This is a genomic window from Neokomagataea anthophila, from assembly GCF_018122595.1.
Lineage (GTDB): Bacteria > Pseudomonadota > Alphaproteobacteria > Acetobacterales > Acetobacteraceae > Gluconobacter > Gluconobacter anthophilus.
Window position 1 is genome coordinate 1 of the sequence record NZ_JAGRQH010000004.1, and the last position, 18663, is coordinate 18663.

13 protein-coding genes are annotated in these 18663 nt (G+C 54.3%); 6 read left to right on the plus strand and 7 right to left on the minus strand.

The annotated features are described in order from the left end of the window. On the plus strand, positions 1 to 238 hold a 238-nt coding region (locus KB213_RS07205), incomplete at its 5' end, for a hypothetical protein (protein ID WP_211681718.1). Positions 239 to 290: 52 nt separating this feature from the next. Here the strand turns inward: KB213_RS07205 and clpB are convergent. Both clpB and KB213_RS07215 read right to left on the minus strand, forming a co-directional pair. Further along, a complete protein-coding gene (clpB, locus tag KB213_RS07210) occupies positions 291 to 2888 on the minus strand; it encodes an ATP-dependent chaperone ClpB (RefSeq protein ID WP_211681720.1) in 2598 nt (865 codons plus the stop codon). A gap of 89 nt (positions 2889 to 2977) precedes the next feature. Next, the gene (locus KB213_RS07215; protein WP_211681722.1) at positions 2978 to 4057 is read right to left on the minus strand and encodes an aldo/keto reductase; all 1080 of its coding nucleotides are present in this window, start codon (positions 4055 to 4057) and stop codon (positions 2978 to 2980) included. Between the two features lie 170 nt (positions 4058 to 4227). Here KB213_RS07215 and KB213_RS07220 point away from each other — a divergent pair, with 170 nt between their 5' ends. Both KB213_RS07220 and KB213_RS07225 read left to right on the plus strand, forming a co-directional pair. After that, positions 4228 to 5142 (plus strand): hypothetical protein, encoded by a 915-nt coding sequence (locus KB213_RS07220; protein WP_211681724.1) that lies wholly within the window; start codon positions 4228 to 4230, stop codon positions 5140 to 5142. 106 nt (positions 5143 to 5248) lie between these two features. Then, positions 5249 to 6685, plus strand: coding sequence for a DUF2252 domain-containing protein (locus KB213_RS07225; protein WP_211681725.1), 1437 nt, complete (start codon positions 5249 to 5251; stop codon positions 6683 to 6685). Positions 6686 to 6765: 80 nt separating this feature from the next. On the opposite strand, the gene KB213_RS07230 is transcribed toward KB213_RS07225, so the two are convergent. From KB213_RS07230 to KB213_RS07250, 5 genes are all read right to left on the minus strand, one after another. Further along, on the minus strand, positions 6766 to 8100 hold the full coding sequence (locus KB213_RS07230) for a histidine kinase dimerization/phospho-acceptor domain-containing protein (protein ID WP_211681727.1): 1335 nt from the start codon (positions 8098 to 8100) through the stop codon (positions 6766 to 6768). Further along, positions 8097 to 8768, minus strand: coding sequence for a response regulator (locus KB213_RS07235; protein ID WP_211681729.1), 672 nt, complete (start codon positions 8766 to 8768; stop codon positions 8097 to 8099). The genes KB213_RS07230 and KB213_RS07235 overlap by 4 nt, the downstream gene beginning before the upstream one ends. A 232-nt stretch (positions 8769 to 9000) precedes the next feature. Further along, positions 9001 to 12057 carry an efflux RND transporter permease subunit gene (locus KB213_RS07240; protein ID WP_211681730.1) on the minus strand — a complete coding sequence of 1019 codons (3057 nt, stop codon included), beginning with the start codon at positions 12055 to 12057 and terminating at the stop codon, positions 9001 to 9003. Positions 12058 to 12059: 2 nt separating this feature from the next. Continuing rightward, positions 12060 to 13232 (minus strand): efflux RND transporter periplasmic adaptor subunit, encoded by a 1173-nt coding sequence (locus tag KB213_RS07245; protein ID WP_211681732.1) that lies wholly within the window; start codon positions 13230 to 13232, stop codon positions 12060 to 12062. Beyond that, on the minus strand, positions 13229 to 14491 hold the full coding sequence (locus KB213_RS07250; protein ID WP_211681734.1) for a TolC family protein: 1263 nt from the start codon (positions 14489 to 14491) through the stop codon (positions 13229 to 13231). The genes KB213_RS07245 and KB213_RS07250 overlap by 4 nt, the downstream gene beginning before the upstream one ends. 140 nt (positions 14492 to 14631) lie before the next feature. On the opposite strand from KB213_RS07250, the gene KB213_RS07255 reads away from it, so the two are divergent. From KB213_RS07255 to KB213_RS07265, 3 genes are read left to right on the plus strand one after another with little or no spacing between them, the layout of a single operon-like run. Further along, positions 14632 to 16365, plus strand: a complete 1734-nt coding sequence (locus tag KB213_RS07255; protein WP_211681735.1) for a DUF885 domain-containing protein — start codon at positions 14632 to 14634, stop codon at positions 16363 to 16365. 23 nt (positions 16366 to 16388) lie between these two features. Then, the gene (locus tag KB213_RS07260; protein ID WP_346266682.1) at positions 16389 to 17729 is read left to right on the plus strand and encodes an anthranilate synthase component I family protein; all 1341 of its coding nucleotides are present in this window, start codon (positions 16389 to 16391) and stop codon (positions 17727 to 17729) included. Beyond that, positions 17726 to 18526 (plus strand): aminotransferase class IV, encoded by an 801-nt coding sequence (locus KB213_RS07265; RefSeq protein ID WP_211681737.1) that lies wholly within the window; start codon positions 17726 to 17728, stop codon positions 18524 to 18526. The genes KB213_RS07260 and KB213_RS07265 overlap by 4 nt, the downstream gene beginning before the upstream one ends. Positions 18527 to 18663: the final 137 nt, after the last annotated feature.

Sequence of the window (18663 nt, forward strand, 5' to 3'; positions counted from 1 at the left end):
AAACGCCGCCAACATATCCCTTCCAATTCATCAATCTTCAATTGTCAAAGAACTCATCTTTACCGCCGCTCAGCACCCCAAGAAAGGCACCACCGCGTCGGTGAAGGCGCTTATAAGCACATCACACATCACTGTCAAACAACCGTCACACAACACATACACACACCAAAAACCCAATCAAAACCTCAATACAAAAACTTTATCCCCAAAATACATTCGCAAAACGAAACAAAAATAACCAAAAAAAATACAAAAAAACCGGGCTTTGCCCGGTTCCTTTGCCTCACGGGTCAACCGCTAATGGAAACCCCATCAAGCGTCAGCCCCTTCTCATCCGCAGAAACGGCGAGAGTATCACCATCGTGAATTTTGCCTTCCAACAAAAGACCCGCCAATGGGTTCTGCAAACTACGCTGAATAACCCGCTTCAATGGCCGCGCACCATAAACAGGGTCATAACCAGCCTCAGCCAACCACTCCGTACCTTTCTCATCCAAAGTGAGATTAACCTTCCGATCTTCCAGTAGCTTCCGCAGTCGCTCCAACTGGATATCGACAATCCGGCCCATATCCACACGCTGCAAACGCGAGAACAGAATGATTTCATCCAAACGGTTCAAGAATTCCGGACGGAAATGCGCCCGCACAACCTGCATCACCTGATCTTGCACAGCTTCTGGTGTTTCACCATCCGACTGATTAGCCAAAACATCAGAGCCCAAATTGCTTGTCAGCACGATGATGGTATTACGGAAATCCACCACTCGCCCCTGACCATCCGTCAGACGCCCATCATCCAGCACTTGAAGTAGGATATTGAAAATATCCTCATGCGCCTTCTCAACCTCGTCAAACAGAATGACCTGATAAGGGCGACGGCGCACCGCTTCGGTCAGCACACCACCTTCATCATAACCAACATAGCCCGGAGGAGCACCGATCAAGCGTGATACAGCATGCTTCTCCATGAACTCACTCATGTCGATCCGCAGCAACGCACGCTCATCATCGAACAAGAACTGCGCCAAAGCCTTGGTCAATTCCGTCTTACCAACACCCGTAGGGCCTAAGAAGAGGAACGAACCAATAGGGCGGTTCGGGTCTTGCAAGCCTGCACGCGCGCGTCGCACAGCGTTAGAAACGGCCACCAAAGCCTGCTCTTGCCCGACAACACGATCACGCAACACGCTTTCCATGCGCAGCAGCTTCGCACGCTCGCCTTCAAGCATCCGGTCCACCGGCACACCCGTCCAGCGCGACACAACCGACGCAATACCCTGATCCGTCACGCTATCCGCAAAAAGCCCTTGCTTTGAAGCAACAGCTTCTTCCTGCTGCGCCTTCGCAATCTCAGCTTCCAGCTTAGGAATAGCGCTGTACATCAGTTCAGACGCACGGCCCAAATCCCCCTTACGCTGCGCAATCTCAACATCAGAACGTGCCACATCCAATTGCTCTTTAAGCTTCTGAATAGCGTTCACACGGTCTTTTTCCGCATGCCAAGACGCACTCATTGCGTCCGACCGCTCTTCCAGATCCGCCAATTCTGCTTCCAGAACCTCCAAGCGCTGCTTAGATGCCGCATCTTCTTCTTTACGGATCGCCTCACGCTCAATTTTCAGCTGGATAATCCGACGATCCAACTCATCCAAAGCTTCCGGCTTGCTATCAATCTGCATACGCAAACGGCTTGACGCCTCATCGATCAGATCAATCGCTTTATCCGGCAAGAAACGGTCCGTGATGTAGCGGTTCGACAATGTCGCGGCCGCAACCAGCGCATTATCCGTAATCCGCACACCATGGTGCAGCTCATACTTTTCTTTAATACCGCGCAGAATTGAGATCGTATCCGCCACCGTTGGTTCACCAACGAACACCGGCTGAAAACGACGGGCCAAAGCCGCATCTTTCTCAATATACTTACGATACTCATCCAGCGTTGTCGCACCCACGCAATGCAGCGTTCCACGCGCCAATTCTGGCTTAATCAAGTTCGACGCATCCATCGCACCGTCAGAGCGCCCAGCCCCAACCAGCGTATGCATCTCATCAATAAAGAGAATGATCTCTCCCTCAGCCGTCTCAATTTCTTTGAGCACCGCTTTCAGGCGTTCTTCAAACTCACCCCGATATTTAGCGCCCGCGACCAATGCGCCCATATCCAAAGACATGAGCTTCTTATTGCGCAAAGCTTCTGGCACATCGCCATTCACAATACGCTGCGCCAAACCTTCAACAATGGCCGTTTTACCAACACCCGGTTCACCAATCAGCACAGGGTTGTTCTTGCTACGCCGTGCCAAAACCTGAATAGCCCGACGAATTTCTTCATCACGCCCAATCACCGGGTCCAACTTGCCCGCTTGCGCAACAGCCGTCACATCACGCGCATATTTTTTCAGCGCATCAAACGTGCTTTCAGCAGAAGCACTATCAACCGTCCGGCCCTTCCGAATTTGCGCAACAGCACTTTCCAAAGCCTTCGCCGTAGCTTTCCCTTCGGCCAAAGCTTTACCTGCAGGCGTGGAGCTACCAGCAATCGCAACCAACAAACGGTCTTGTGCTACAAAACTATCGCCCGAAGCCGTCGCGGCTGACTGCGCGGTATCAAGCACACGCACGAGATCAGATGTCGTTTGCGGCTGACCTGCACCACCACCCTGCACCTTTGGCAACTTCGCCAAAGCAGCGTCATTGGCCGTCTGTACAACTTTCGGATCACCACCCGCAGCACGGATAAGTCCAGAAGCGGCCCCCTGCTCATCATCCAATAACGCCTTAAGCAAATGCTCCGGCGTTAATTGCTGATGGTAATCACGCAGCGCAATCGTTGACGCTGCCTGTAAAAAACCCTGACTACGTTCGGTAAATTTTTGAATATCCATGGTACTTAACCCTTTCATGCCCCTCTCAAAGGCGACATTCCGTATTCAACCGCCCCCGAAGGCAGCGGCTGTACAGAAGATGTAAGTGTTCACTTTGTCTTTTCAAGAGCCTGACGTGCACGTTGCGCCGGTCCATGCAGCACTAAATCCGCAGGTGATAAACGCTCAAACGCAGCGCGCTGCTGATGCCAATAGGGATAAATCAACGCTGGCGCACTCACACGCTCCAACGCCTCAACTTGCGCATCTGTCAAACGCAAATCAACAGCCGCCAAATTATCCAAAAGCTGGCTTTCTTTACGCGCCCCCAGAACCACCGACGTCACACCAGCACGCCCCAACAGCCACGCCAGCGCAACACGCGCAGCAGAAACACCATGCTCCTCCCCAACGCGCACCAAGACTTCAATCGTATCGTACAATTTTTCACTATCGCGCACTTCAGGCTCGCTCCAGCCTTCCACACGCCGCGTATCTTCTGGGGCAGCCTGATTACGGCGAAACTTCCCCGATAAAAGCCCACACGCCAACGGACTCCAAACCTGCACACCCAACCCTTGATCAACCGCCAAAGGCAGAAGTTCATATTCCGCATCCCGCGCTTCCAGCGAATAATAAACTTGCTGGCTCACGGGTGCGATCAAACGGTCCCGCTCTGCCACCGACAACAGCTTCATCGCTTGCCAGCCAGAGAAGTTGGAAATCCCCGCATAACGGATCTTCCCCTGCTGTCTGAGCGTCTGAAGCGCTTCTAGCGTCTCATCAACGGGCGTCAGCCCATCCCATTCATGCAAGTAATACAAATCAATATGATCTCGGCCCAAACGCCGTAAACTATCCTCACAGGCATTTAAGATATGATGCCGAGACAAGCCCTGCTCATTAGGCCCCTCCCCTGTCGGGAAGCGCACCTTACTCGTCACCAACAATTCGCGGCTGCGACCCTGTAAAGCTTTCCCCAAAATCTCTTCGGCCACACCCGCAGAATAGGCATCCGCCGTATCAAACATGTTCACACCATGCTCAACACATAGATCCACCATACGCGCGGCTGCGGAAACATCCGTGTTCCCCGTGGAAGCAAAGCCCCCCTGCCCCCCAAACGTCACAGATCCAAAATTAAAGGCTGAAACCCGCAACCCTGAACGTCCAAGCTGACGATACTGCATGACAAACGTACTCCCCTGTCACCGCGTGGCTCCTCTCACTACGCCACAAACACCTGACAAGTTCACGCCCAGATCTCTACACGCCGCATATTGTGAAGTTCCCTCCCCCCTTCGACAGATGCTGCACTCTGTTTTATGCTCACCATTCCTGCCATTGACCGGGGGCTTCAATGCGCCGCTTTTTACCTCTTCTGTTACCAATCGCACTCTCTGGCTGCTTTGACATACCACACCCATTTTCCAATCCGGGTGACCAAGCCAAATATCTTGCCGCAACAAACCTGCCCCCGTCCCGGTTAGATATTCCTGCCCCCAACCTTGCAGGTCTTACCAGCACCTCATCCACTATCCTTGCTCATGAGCTCGCCACAGCCATGGTCAGCCAATCAGTGCCTGCCATTGCTCAAACACCCCGCCCCGGTGACTGGTGGGTCCAAATCACGGCAATCCCACAAGGCGGTAATATCATTCCGCATTATACCCTCATGACACCAAAGGGAGAGGCGCGGGCGGAACGTGAGGGCACTCCCATCAGCGCCGCAAACTGGACGCAAAACGACCCCCTTCTGATGAAAACAATGGCAACTGAAGCCGCCCCCGCCATCACAGACCTGCTCACCGGCATCCAAGCCTCTCTCATGGCGCAAGATCCAAATAGCCTCATGCACCGCCCCGCCAAAACATGCTTTGAAGGCGTGCAGGGTGCACCTGGCGATGGGAACGTCGCCCTTGGGCGTGCCTTCTACTCCGCCTTCCCTAACAATACGGATACAATCCAAACAGATTGTTCAAAAGTCGATTTCATTATTCGCGGCGTTGCCAAACTCACCGCGCTCAAAGCACCACCATCAACAGAACAAATCGAAATCGCATGGCGCGTACGCACCCCTAAAGGCGAAGAACTCGGCGCTGCGACACAGCTCCATGCTGTTCCGGCTCATTCGCTTGATGGCGCTTGGGGCGACACTGCCATCGCTGCAGCATCAGAAGCGGCCGATGCCGTACATACCATCATCACAAACTACTCAGGCCGCACACACACACCGCTACCCAGCACCAATCCCCCCCCACCCAAGGGCTCATAAAGAACTTTTCTTAACACCAACCGCTTGTCATACATCGGCATCGCCTTCAGGCTACTCATAATAAGCCGATGTGTTTGGCTCCTTTTTTACTGCATGAGGTATCTCAATGTCCGAACAACCCCCTGTAAAAGACGCCACATCCTCCCTCAAAACCCGTACCGAAAGCCATAATAAGGGCGTCAATCTCCGCAAACGCCTCCCACGCTCCGCACAAGCCGAATGGCGCGCCCCCGAAGGCCGCCGCTCCGCTGTTGAGATCTTGGCTGAACAAGGCGAAAACCGCATCGCAGAACTCGTTCCCGTTCGCTACGAACGGATGCGCGTTTCTCCCTTCACCTTCTTGCGCGGCGCAGCAGCCGTCATGGCCGCAGACTTAGCCAACACCCCAAGCGCTGGCCCGCGCGTTCAGTCCTGTGGTGACTGCCACTTGGCCAATTTCGGCACCTATGCCTCGCCAGAAGGCGTGCCCGTTTTTGACATCAATGACTTTGACGAAACACTCGAAGCCCCCTTCGAATGGGACGTGAAACGCCTTGGCGCATCCCTGATCCTCGCCGGTGAAGATGGCGGCCTCTCCCCCAAAGCATCCCGTGCTCTCGCTGAAAACATGACGCTCAGCTATGCCCAGCACATGACGCGCTTGGCGGATAAAAGCCCGCTCGAAGTCTGGGCAGACCGCATTGATTTCCGGGACGCTATCGCTGACTTTGACGATAAAAAAGTTCGTGCCCGCGCAGAGAAGCTCTTGTCTCAACGCCTCAGTGCCGCCAAAGGCTATTTCGGCCTTATCCTCGGTGATGAAGGCGCGCCAAAGCTGAAAGAAAAACCCCCTCTGGTCATGCGCATTCCGGGCCGCGAAGACATTATTCGCAAAGCCTTTGACCGCTACCTGAAATCACAGCCACCAGAACGCGCCATCCTCCTGCGCCGCTACGCGCTGAAGGACGTCATGTTCAAAGTCGTCGGCGTCGGCAGTGTCGGGACGTTCTGCGCTATCGGCCTATTCGCAACGCCAGATGGCGAATACCTGCTGCTGCAAATTAAGGAAGCACAAACCTCCGTTCTCGCACCATTCGCTGGCGCATCCCCGTTCAAGAACCAAGGCGAACGCGTCGTCACCGGTCAGCGCGTCATGCAGGCCGTCACAGACGTCTTCTTGGGCTGGACACACACCAAGGCAGACCCAACAACAGACGCACCAGACCTCACCGGCAGCGGTCGCCAGTTCTATGTACGCCGCCTGAAAGATGGCCGCTTGGCCGATATCGGTGCCGATGTCGCACAAGAAGGCTTAGCCGATTACGCCAAACTCTGCGGCCGCACTCTCGCACGTGCCCATGCTCGCTCCGGCGATGTCAGCCAGATCGCAGGTTATCTCGGCAAGGGCAAAGCCTTCGCAGATGCCATTACAACCTTCTCTGAAGCATACGCGGCACAAACACACGCAGATTGGGAATTGTTCACCGCAGCACTCGATAGCGGCGCCCTCAAAGGCCCCGCCACCGACAGCACAGCAGCAGACGATAAACCAGCCAGCGCATAAACATTCTGGCCTTTTAAAACGTGATGGTGCCGCCACAGCGGCACCATCACACCACTGTTAAACATAACGATACACAACAATCAGCGCTGAAACTGCACACACACGCGCACTGGCTCCGCCGTATGCAGCGTGGGAGGGCGGAAATCCACCTCTGCATGCATCTGACGCGCTACTCCCATCACAATCGCCAGCCCGAGGCCACTCCCCTCGACATCACTCACACCACGTACAAAGGGCCGTGTGAGTTGCTCAAAGCATGGGATTTCTGCACCCTCATACGCATTTTCAACGGTCAATAAGGCCTGAATACCTACTCTAATCAGCACATCTGATCCGGTGGGACTATAATGCAGGGCATTTTCAAAAATATTGCGCACCAAAATACCAGCCGCATCAATATCCCCTTGCGCCATCACACGCTCAGGCACATCCCCCGCGAAGATCAACCTCTCACGCTCCGGCATTCCCATCCGAATTAATGACACTAGGGCAACGAGGTCAAACACCCCACTGCTAAACGCCACCCCAGATGAGACACGAGAGAACTGTAATAGCTTATCCGTTGTCCGGCCAATACGCCGCGCCTGCTGCACCAAACCCGCTACACTCTCCGCATGTTCCGTTCCCTCAACCCCCAACTGCAACAACTGCGCTTGCGCTAAAAGAGAGGCAATCGGGTTGCGCAATTCATGCGCTGCATTGGCAGCAAAAGCCCTTTCCGTCGCAAGAGCCATCGTCAAACGCTCCAATAACGAATTCACAGCACTATGAATAACGGCGAGTTCCGGCGGCAACGCCAAGGGACGTACAGGCGTCAAATTCCGCCCACCACGCGCGGCAATCTCACTTTGCAGCACAGCCATGGGACGCAATGAGCGCCGCACAATCAGCCGCACCATCAACCAAATCACCGGAAACAACACCAAAAGCGGCGCAATCGAAAAAGCCACCGCCCGCGCAACCGCTTCTGAACGATGAAACGCTGGCTCACCCACCAAAATCACATACCGCCCAGAGAGCGATAACGTCACATACACCCGAAACCCAGCGCTATCATACAGCCCATTAGACAATGCCACATCAAAACACGTCTCCGGCGCATTTTGTGAGCGCACCAAAACCCGCCGATCCAATGTCACAATCTGATAGGCTAAAGTACGTTGCCCTGCATGGGCCAACCACGCTACCTCAGGCGCTTTCCCCGTAGGCTTCCCACCAGCATGAACATCCAAACGCTCATAGGTTGAAACTACAAATTCGAGCCGCTCAGCCACTTCCTGCAAGGAATTATCCAGCCGTTCCGTCACCTCAAAATGAGTAAAAGACCCAAGCCATAACCCCAATAACAATAACCCAATGGACACACCGCCCATCACACCCGCAACAATACGCGAAGCTAAACGCCGCTGCTTCATACTGTTTTACCATCCATCGATAAAACATACCCACGCCCACGCACCGTACGAATGCGCTCCGCACCAATCTTTTTGCGTATACGACTCACATAAACTTCAATCGCATTGCTCTCTATCGCTTCACCCAACGTATAGAGCGCATCCTCTATCTGCTCACGTGAGCATACAGCCCCCGGCCGCCGCGCCATCAACTCCAAAACAGCCCATTCCCGCGCCGTCAAAACGACCTCTTCTGCACCACGCAGCACCTGAGAACGCCCTAAATCAATCTGGACCTCTCCCACGGCCAGCATCGTCTCCGGCAACGCCACATACCGGCGCGCTACCGCATCCACCCGGGCCATCAGTTCATCCAAATCAAACGGTTTGACAATGTAATCATCCGCCCCATCCGATAGCCCTGCAATACGATCACTCACCTGATCAAAGGCCGTTGTAATCAAAACAGCGGTCGGCCACCCCTGCGCCCGAATTTCGCGCAGGAGCTCTCGCCCATGGCCATCTCTCAGACCCAAATCCAATAAAACAAAATCATACCGCGCCACATGCAACGCCGCACGCGCATCCGCCAACGTGGTAAACCAATCGGTCACATGCCCCGCCCGTTGCACGCGCGCCTTCACGGCTGAGCCGAGCCCCTTCTCATCTTCCACGATCAGAATACGCACCGTCTCTTCCTTTACCCAGCATCACCGAAACACAGCGCACCATATTATCCCGGCGCACATGTTCATTAACATCCGAGGCACCAACCTCAACCGCCGTCAACACACGTAAAATGCCCCTCGAAACGCTCTATTAAGAGTGAGGAGCATATTCTTTCCAGCGTCTATACAACCCTTCATCCCAAGGGCCGTCAGCATACCAAGCCCCCAACCGCCAGAACGCCACCTCTCCGCGTCACTCTTTCCGCCCGAAGAACAGCGCATACACACTCGGCAAAACCAAAAGAGTCAGCAAAGTCGACGAAATCAATCCACCAATCACGACACTCGCCAAAGGCCGCTCAACTTCCGCGCCAGCCCCTCCCGAAAAGGCCATTGGGAAAAATCCTAGAGTCGCAACCAAGGCCGTCGCCATAACAGGGCGAAAGCGTGACCGTGCAGCGGCGAAAGCAGCCTCCGATGCCAGCATACCCGCCCGGCGATACACACCAATCTGACTAACCAGAACAACACCATTCAAAATGGCCACGCCAAACAAAGCAATAAACCCAATGCCTGCCGCAATACTAAACGGCAAACCCCGCAAGGCGAGCATAAGCACCCCACCCGTGGCTGCCGCCGGCAAATTTCCGAACACCAACGCCGCAGCCCCCGGAGATCCCAGCGCAACCACCAACAAAACATAAATCAACGCCAGTGCAATCGGCACCACCACACCCAGGCGATGCATGGCAGAGTCCAAATTCCGAAACTGCCCTGCCCAACTCACTCGGTAACCATGTGGCAGAACCACATCACGCCCCACCGCCTGCTGCGCGTCATGCACAAACGAAGCCACATCTCGTCCACGTACATTCGCTTGCACAATCACACGACGGCTCAACCCATCATGGTCAATCCGCGGCGGACCATCCACAGCTTGAATCTGCGCGACTTCACCCAGCAAGACCCAACCTTGCCCATCCGCGCGCCGCACCTGCAAACGAGCAATTTTTTCCGGCGTTTCCGTTGCACTACTCACAAACTGCGCCTGCGTAGGGATAATTGCCCCCCTCACAGTCACCGGCTTACCAATATGCCCACCAACAGCTTCGACCTCTGCCAAAATATCCGAAACAGCAACCCCAAGCCGAGACGCTGCATCCCGGTTCACATCAATACGCAGGAACGACACATCTCCATCCCCTTGCACCGCCACATCCGCGGCACCCGGTACATGCTTCAACACCCCCGCAGTCTGAGCAGCTAAACGCGCGATTACTGCCAAATCATCGCCATAAATCGAGATCGCTACTTGGCTCCGCACGCCAGCCAACAGATCATCCATCCGCATCTGAATAGGCTGAGACCATGAATAATCCGCATCCGGCAAATCATGCAGAAGCGCCGCATTCATAGCCCGTACCAAACCCTCTTGTGTTTGACCGGAACGCCACTGATCACGTGGTTTTAAGAAAATAAAACTATCCGTCTCAGAAGTCCCCATAGGGTCCGTCGGAATAGCGGATGTACCCGTATTACTCACGACCGTCTGTACTTCTGGAAAACGTCGAAAAATCTTTTCTTGCTGCGTCACACCTTGCAGCACCGTTGCTAAAGATGCACTCGGCAAACGCATAGACGTAACAATCAAAGCACCTTCTTCTAACTGCGGAACAAACTCACCACCCAGACGAGACGCCACCGCCGCCGAGAGCATCAACATGCCTAAAACTACAACCAATACGAACCGGACCCGCTGGCCACTCCAAACCAAAGCCCGTTCATAATAACGGCGTAGCACCGCAATCAGCCGCGTTTCACGTTCTTCCGGACTACGGCGCAGCATCAACGCCGCCACAACCGGCATCCCAATCAACCCGTACAATAAGGACACCACCAGCGCCATGATGACGGTCTGCGCCATCGGGCGAAACATTTTCCCTTCAATACCTTGCAGCGTCAGAATAGGCAGATACACCATAATAATAACGGTAATCGCAAAGATCACAGGCCGCGCAACAAGGCGTACCGTTTCAACGGCTAGCCCCGGCAGTGCTGCCGGGTCACGGTTCTCTTTCCGCTCCACCATCAGGTGCTCCACAATCACCAGAGCACCATCCACAATCATGCCAAAATCAATCGCCCCAAGGCTCAGCAAATTGGCCGAAACTCCAAAAAAGCGCATCCCCACCATTGCACAGACCAACGACACCGGAATAACGCTGACAATCGCCAGTGACGCCCGCCAATCCCCCAACACTACGAGCAGAACACCAAAAACCAAGGCCGCACCGAACGCCAAATTCTCTTTGATGGTTCCTAATGTCTGCCCCGTTAACGTAGCGCGACTATAAAATGGATCGAGTATTACACCCGGCGGCAAAGCCTGCTGTATGCCCGGCAGCGCCTCCCGAATAGCCGCCAAAGTCGCGTTCGAGCTGGCACCAATTTGCATCAGCACAACACCATTAACGATTTCACCTTTACCATCACGCGTTACGGCTCCCAGACGGGTCCGCGCTGCATTTGAAATCTCCCCAAGGTCACGCAAATGCACCACATGCCCAGCGCCCCCCATCTTCACAGGGATAGACCCAAACACATCAAGGCTCGTCACCAAAGCACGCCCTACCACCACTTGGCTCTCTGCTTGCCGAGCAATCCACCCACCACCAGACGCAGCATTATTCGCCTCTAGGGCCTGATCAACCTCCGCCACCGTGACATTAAACGCCCGCAAACGCTCAGGCCGCAACGCAATATTAAACGTCTCCTCCGCCCCGCCATTCACATTCACATCCGCCACACCCGGCACTAAACGCAGCATAGGCGCCACCGTCCACGTCATCATGCGGTTCAGTGCCATAGGGGAATATCCATCCCCTCTAATCTCGATTTGCATGATTTCACTCATGCCCGTCGCACGCGGACCAATATGAATTTCTGCCCCCGGCAACGTAATAGCCGAACGCAAACCAGACATACGCTCCACAACCCGCGCCCGGTCCAAATCAATATCCGTGCCATCCGCAAATTGCAGATAAACCGCACTCACCCCCGTGCGTGAGACAGACCGCACATCTTCCAAGCCCGGAATACCCGTGAATGCCGCTTCCACAGGTACGGTTACCAATGTCTCAATTTCTTCCGTCGCTAGGCCCGGCACCGTCACAGACACCATCACTTGCTGCGGTGAAATATCCGGCACAGGTTCCACCGGCAGCCCCGGTATCAACACCGTTCCCGCCACCAGAAGTGCAACGACAAAACCCAAAACCAAAAAACGATTTTTTTGTAAAATGCCCAACATATTTAGTTCTCACCACCGTCGGACATGGCCAAAAGCGCCTTCAATGCAAGACTTCCTTGCGCCATCACAGGCTCGCCAGCGGCCAGCGAACCCGTCACCACAGCACCATCTGCCGTTTGCAACGCCACATGCACCACACGCGGTTCAAACTGCTCCGCCCCACGCTGCACAAACACAATATCATGCCCGAATACATGCTGTATTGCCGCTAAAGGAACACGCAGCCCCGTTGCTTTACGCGTCGTATCTAATGCCGCGTCTAACATCAGGCCCGGCGGCATATTTTTCCCTTCGCCCGCAGGGAACTCCCCAATCACACGTACCAACCCCGTCTGGGGATCAGCCATCTGATCAATCGTGGTCAAACGCGCATCTATAAAACGCGCCTCTGGCCGTCCAGCAGGACGAACCCGCATACGACCACCAATAACCAACTGCTCCGCATCATCCGGCAGTACATCTGCCGTGACCCACGCAGATGATGTATCCACCAAATCAATGGCCACCGTGTTGGAATCAATATCCATCGCCGTTCCAACATGAACAGCCCGCACCACTGCATCCATTGGGGCAATCAGTACTGAGCTTTCCTCATGCTCAATCCGTTCAGAAACCGAGTTAAACTCTTCTTTCAAACGATGTTCCAACATCCCTAAAGACGCTTCCCGCGCTGTCACCAAATCACGCGCTTCAAACATCGCTGCCCGTCGCCGATCAACCTCTCCTTGCGCGAGAGCCGCTCCTGCCAACACCACACCACGCCGATAGGCCGCGCTCGCTTCCGCCAATGACGCCCGCGCAGCATCAAGCCCGACCTGAGCCTGCTTCAAATCTAACGACAAACCATGCAAGGAGTGGTCCACATAACGCAGCAAAATCTGCCCACGCTGCACACGCTGCCCCGGCGTCACCAACACAGCATCTACCTTACCCTCCCCCCTCGGGCGTAAGGCAGTCTCATGCGCCACATTCACATCCACACGCGCCAAAGCAGAGACACTCTCAACAAGGCTTCCTGCCGTCACAGGGACAAAGACAGCCCCTTCAGCCTGCTGAGCATCGCGTGACATGCTGAGCCTTTTCAACGCATCAGCCGCATCAATGCGGCCACCCAACATCACGCCCAAAGCCGCACAAACCGCCATAATAGAATATCCAAAAATACGACGGCTCATGGCGTTTCTCCACCTGAAATCATCAGGCGCACAATCGCGCCATGCCAAGAAATTTCTGCATTTTTCAAGGCCAAGCACGCACCCAACGCCCCTTGCCTTGCCCGCAAGACCTCAACCAGCGCACTTTCTCCAACGCGCCAAGCTCGCGTGATCTGCTCCGCACGGTCTGACTGCGCGGCACATTGCGCACGCGTTGTACTCACCACCGCTAAAGACGTCTGTAAGCGCGTCAACGTATGGGTGTATTCATCTTCCACAATACGCCGGGCCTGCTCATGATCACGCGCTGCATTCGCCTGCACTCGCACTTGTTGCATCAAACGCGGCGTGTATTGCGCTGAACTCGGCAATTGCACCGTCGCCTGCACACCAACCGAGGTATCCCACAACGCTTCAAATTGCTTCTGACGGATCACCTGCACGCCTGCCGTTGGCGTTGGCATCCAAGAATGCCGCACAACATCCAGCGCTGCCCCAGATGCTTTTTCTACCGCATCCGCATAAATCACGCGGGGATCACGCTCAACAATCAACTGGCTTTGTAGTCGCCCAAGCCGAGCAAGATCGCGCCCATCAATCTGTTCAATGTCTGGCACTTGGCGCGTCCCCGTTAAACGCAGCATATCCGCCTGATACCCGGTCAGATTTTCAGCGATTTCAGCTTGCTGCTGATGCAACTGCCCGACAAAACCAAGCAACGCATCATGCTCTGTGCGCGGCTCTTCACCCACGCGCAAACGCCGCGCCGATTGCTCTAACAGCGCCTCCGCCGCCTGCGCCTCCTCTTGCACAACGACCGCCTGCTTCTGGGCAATAGCGGCTCCAACCGTCACATCCAAAAGCTGCATAGCCTGCGCCATACGCTCCATATCGCTATTAGCCCGCGCCACGCCCGCATCCGCCAAAGCACGCCGCTCCGTTGCACGCCCTTGTCCCGGCAACCAAAAGGGCATGGAGAACTGCCCCTGATAGGTCGTATACCCTTGGCTGCTGCCGATAAAATGATCATCTGTATATTGCGCGTTCACCACCATCCCCGCAGGGAACCACGCATGTGCCGCATGTGCCTCTGATAAGGACGAACGCTCTGCCGTATGTAATGCTATCTGTGCAGGGTCCCGCTCCCAAGCAGACCGTACCGCATCATGAAAAGACCACTCCCCCGCCCAAGCCACGCCAGACTGAAACACCGCCAAAAGAACGACAGCACCAAACACCGTTTGTTTGGTACATCGGTTGATTAATTCATGCTTCAGCATCGCTCTGCCCTACATTACTGCATCACTTTAGAGAGGCCCTTTACGCCCCAAAGCTGACAGCAACCTGAACGTGCCAAAGACGAGTGCTCCTCATAGGATAAAAATTGCCGCCCGCCTCACCATGTCGTAACGTGTGCAATATGAAAAAAGCGACCTCATCCCTTCGCCACGCCCTCCTCTTCGGAGCCGCCATAACCTGCGGTGCCCTTGCTGCTTCTTCAGCGCATGCACAAGACGCAGAAACGCGCCTCAGCGCACTCGAAACAGCGCATTTCCACGCTGAATGGGCCGCCAGCCCAGTCGGTGCCACAGCCCTAGGCATCCACAGCGCCGATGGCGCCCTCGACGATATGTCGACCAAGGCCATCGCCGCGCAAACAGCACGCTTGCACCAAGAACAAACAGCACTTCAAACATTAGACGTTTCATCCCTGCCCCAACGCCGCCGCGATGACCGAGACATCCTACTCTCCAGCATCAGCGAAGAACTTCTCGCTAATGAGCGTATTCAAGGGTTCAAACATAACCCAGACACATATATTTCCTTCGCAACCGAAGCACTCTACAGCCTCATCGAACGGGACTTTGCTCCCGCCGAAGAGCGCATGAAAGATGCTATCTCCCGTGAACGGCAAATCCCCGCCATGCTCGCCACAGGGCAACAGCAACTCACAACCGTCCCCGCCATCTTCCTCGAAGTCTCCAAAGAAGACCTCGATGGCGCCATTAGCTTCGTCAAAGACACCATTCCTGACGCCTTTGCCTCCGTCAAAGATGCCGCACTACAAGCCCAACTCCGCACCACCACCGCGCAAACCCTGAAAGCGCTGAATGCTTTCAAAAAGACCCTCAACCACACCAAGCCCCACGGCAGCTTCGCTCTTGGCGCTGATACTTTCCGCGCCATGCTCGCCGCAGATATGGTGGATGAACCGATTGATCACATCATTGCCGCAGGCCGTGCACAATTGGCCAAAGATCAAACCGCCTTTGACGCAGTCGCCCACAGCATTGACCCTACACACCCCGAAAATGCCTTAGCCGAAAACCGGAAAGACCATGTCGGCGCAGACGGTCTGATCACCCTCATTCGTGATCAATTAAAAGACGCCCAAAGCTACGTCCTCACCCACCAACTAATCACGCTGCCATCCAACAGCCTACCACTTGTCACGGAAACACCTCCGTTCCAGCGTTCACTCATCACAGCCGCCACAGAATGGCCCGGCGCCTTTGAAACAAAAGCGACAACATCATTTTATTACATCACGCCAGTAGACCCAAAATGGAACGCCAAGCAGGTTCAAACCTTCTTGGAAGATTCCAACACGCCAACCATCCTCAATATCACCGTCCATGAAGCCATGCCGGGTCACTTCGTGCAGGGCCTCTATCTGCGCGCAAACCCACAATGGAGCCTGACACGTAAAGGCGCACAATCTTACGCGACAACCGAGGGCTGGGCACATTACACCGAGCAAATGATGGTAGAACAAGGCTTCCATCAACAAGACCAGCATCTACACCTCGCCCAACTCCAAGATGCTCTTTTGCGTGATTGCCGTCTTCTGGCCTCTTTTGGTATGCATACCCAAGGCATGACGCTGCAACAGGCAACAGACCTCATGGTCCATTCCTGCCACCAATCGCCTATGATGGGATATAAAGAAGCCCGCCGCGGCACAGCTGACCCAGGATATTACTCGTACCTCTTGGGTAAATTGATGATTTTACACCTGCGGGATGACCTCAAGACGGAACAAGGCCAAAATTTCTCTCTCCGTGCTTTCCACGATGCACTGCTAGGCTCCGGCCTTGTCCCCCTCAAGATTATTCGCCGGGAACTCACCGGCAAGGATGCGCCCCTCCTCTGACACAGTCCTCCTCTTTTCCAACCGTGGCCTCAGAGGCCACGGACCCACTCATTCAAGAACTCCCGTGGTGTGACCCCGCACAAGCACTCTCCCTCCTACAGGGAGAAACTTGGGGCACCATGCTCGATAGTGGTGGAGACGATACAAACGACCGTGCTCGCTGGTCATGGCTCTGCCTTTCCCCCAGTGACACACTGACCACAAACGGCATACAAACCGAACATAACGGGCGCATCGTCACTGACGATGTATGGACAATGCTCCATCACATGCAGCGTCCCCCCAGCCCTGCTGAACGCCTGCTGCAAGCCCAAACACATATACCCTTTACCGGTGGTACTATCGGTTTAGCATCCTATGATGCCGGCTTACGCCTTGAAGGCCTACGCAGCCGACACGAGCAGCGCGCTCCAGAAGTTATGGCCGCGCGCTATAATAATATCCTTGCATTTGACCGCCACACACAACGCTGCTGGTGGATTAGCCACAACAACACGGCTCCCCCCCACATTCCTACCGTAGCCGTCCAGCCCTCCTCACCCAATCTTACCTTCAGGGCTGATTTCAGCCGAGATGAATGGATAGAAGCCGTTCAAACGATGCGCCGCCATATCGGCCAAGGCGATATTTTTCAGGCAAATCTGACCACCCGATACACCGCGAACATCACATCATCTTTTGATGAAATCGGTGCTTATATCCATTTGCGCCAATTATCCCCCGCGCCTTTTGGGGCTTATTTCAAATCCCCTCCCTTGTCGCTGCTGAGCGCTTCAGTCGAACGCTTCTTATCCCTCTCAGCATCAGGGAAGGTCGAAACACGCCCCATCAAAGGCACCGCTCCAGCCACCGGCAATATCACTCACACGATAGAACAACTCAAAAATGATACGAAAGAGAATGCCGAAAACCTAATGATCACAGACCTCATGCGCCATGATCTTGGGCGCATCTGCACATTAGGCTCAATTGACGTCCCTCAACTTTGTAATGTCGAACGCTTTTCGCACGTCCTACACCTCGTCTCGAGCGTCACCGGACAACTGCCTCCCCATCACAGCGCCCTCGACCTCCTGCGTACCACACTCCCTCCCGGCTCTGTCACCGGCGCCCCGAAACATAAAGCCCTACAACTCATTGATCAGGTCGAGCGCTCCTCTCGTGGCGCCTATTGCGGTACACTCTTTCGCATCGGTCATGATGGCAGCATGGACAGCTCTGTTATCATCCGCAGCGCGGAGCGCAGTGCTGGCCAACTCACTATCGGTGCAGGCGGCGGCATCACATGGCCCTCTGACCCCGCTAAAGAATATGACGAAACCACCCTCAAAGCTGCGGCATTGCTGCGGAGCTTCAACGCATGAGTGATTATGTCTGGCTTAATGATGCACTAATCCGCACAGAAGACGCACATATTGCCCCAACAGATCGCGGCTTCCTCCTCGCAGATGGGCTCTTTGAAACCCTGCGCGTCACACGGGGTAGCCTACCACATTTTGACCTCCATATGCAGCGCTTCACCAATGGATGCCAGACACTTCGTCTCCCCATACCGGACCTCTTATTCTTAAGGCGAGCCTGCGCATGCGTGTTAGAAAGCAATCAACATCTTGAAGGCTCCCTTCGAATTACATTCACCCGAGGCCCCGGCCCCCGTGGCCTCGCACCGCCAAGCATACTGCACCCAACCCTACTCATCACCAGCGCACCGCGCCCTCAGACCTCTCCCACCGAAATCACCGTGCAAGTGAGTCGCTATACTCGCCCTCCTTGCTCTCCACTTTCCGCCGTGAAATCACTCTCTTATCTACCCGCTATTATGGCTCGTACTGAAGCTCAAGAAGCAGGCTACGATGATGCTCTCATGCGTTGCCCATACGGACAGCACTTAGCCTCCGGCACAGCCAGCACACTGGTAATCGCTCAGGACAACAAGCTATACACACCCCCGATTCATAGTGGCGCCCTACCAGGAACATCACGCGCTAGAATAATCAAAAGTGGAATCTGCGAAGAAAAAGATATCACCATTCAAAATTATAATAATTTTACCTCAGCGCACCTCATAACATGCCTAAATATAATAAATATTAATCAAATAAACTTTACAAATAACGATAAAATAAAACAAATTATTTATGATATTTTATTTGACCTATAATTTAACCGCAAATTAACGATCGATATTATTTTTACCAGAAAAGAGAATTTTATTCTCATATGAGAACTTGTATGGTAAAAAATAAAATTCAACACATCGATTGATAAAAGGCCATTATCTTTTGGGAACTAGTCATT

Bases quoted from the DNA above. Each gene is read 5' to 3' on its own strand.
- KB213_RS07215 (WP_211681722.1), bottom strand. From the start codon at position 4,057: ATGCAGTATCGTCAGCTTGGACGTTCAGGGTTGCGGGTTTCAGCCTTT.
- clpB (WP_211681720.1), bottom strand. From the start codon at position 2,888: ATGGATATTCAAAAATTTACCGAACGTAGTCAGGGTTTTTTACAGGCA.
- KB213_RS07230 (WP_211681727.1), bottom strand. From the start codon at position 8,100: ATGAAGCAGCGGCGTTTAGCTTCGCGTATTGTTGCGGGTGTGATGGGC.
- KB213_RS07240 (WP_211681730.1), bottom strand. From the start codon at position 12,057: ATGTTGGGCATTTTACAAAAAAATCGTTTTTTGGTTTTGGGTTTTGTC.
- KB213_RS07245 (WP_211681732.1), bottom strand. From the start codon at position 13,232: ATGAGCCGTCGTATTTTTGGATATTCTATTATGGCGGTTTGTGCGGCT.
- KB213_RS07250 (WP_211681734.1), bottom strand. From the start codon at position 14,491: ATGCTGAAGCATGAATTAATCAACCGATGTACCAAACAAACGGTGTTT.
- KB213_RS07255 (WP_211681735.1), top strand. From the start codon at position 14,632: ATGAAAAAAGCGACCTCATCCCTTCGCCACGCCCTCCTCTTCGGAGCC.
- KB213_RS07225 (WP_211681725.1), top strand. From the start codon at position 5,249: ATGTCCGAACAACCCCCTGTAAAAGACGCCACATCCTCCCTCAAAACC.
- KB213_RS07265 (WP_211681737.1), top strand. From the start codon at position 17,726: ATGAGTGATTATGTCTGGCTTAATGATGCACTAATCCGCACAGAAGAC.
- KB213_RS07220 (WP_211681724.1), top strand. From the start codon at position 4,228: ATGCGCCGCTTTTTACCTCTTCTGTTACCAATCGCACTCTCTGGCTGC.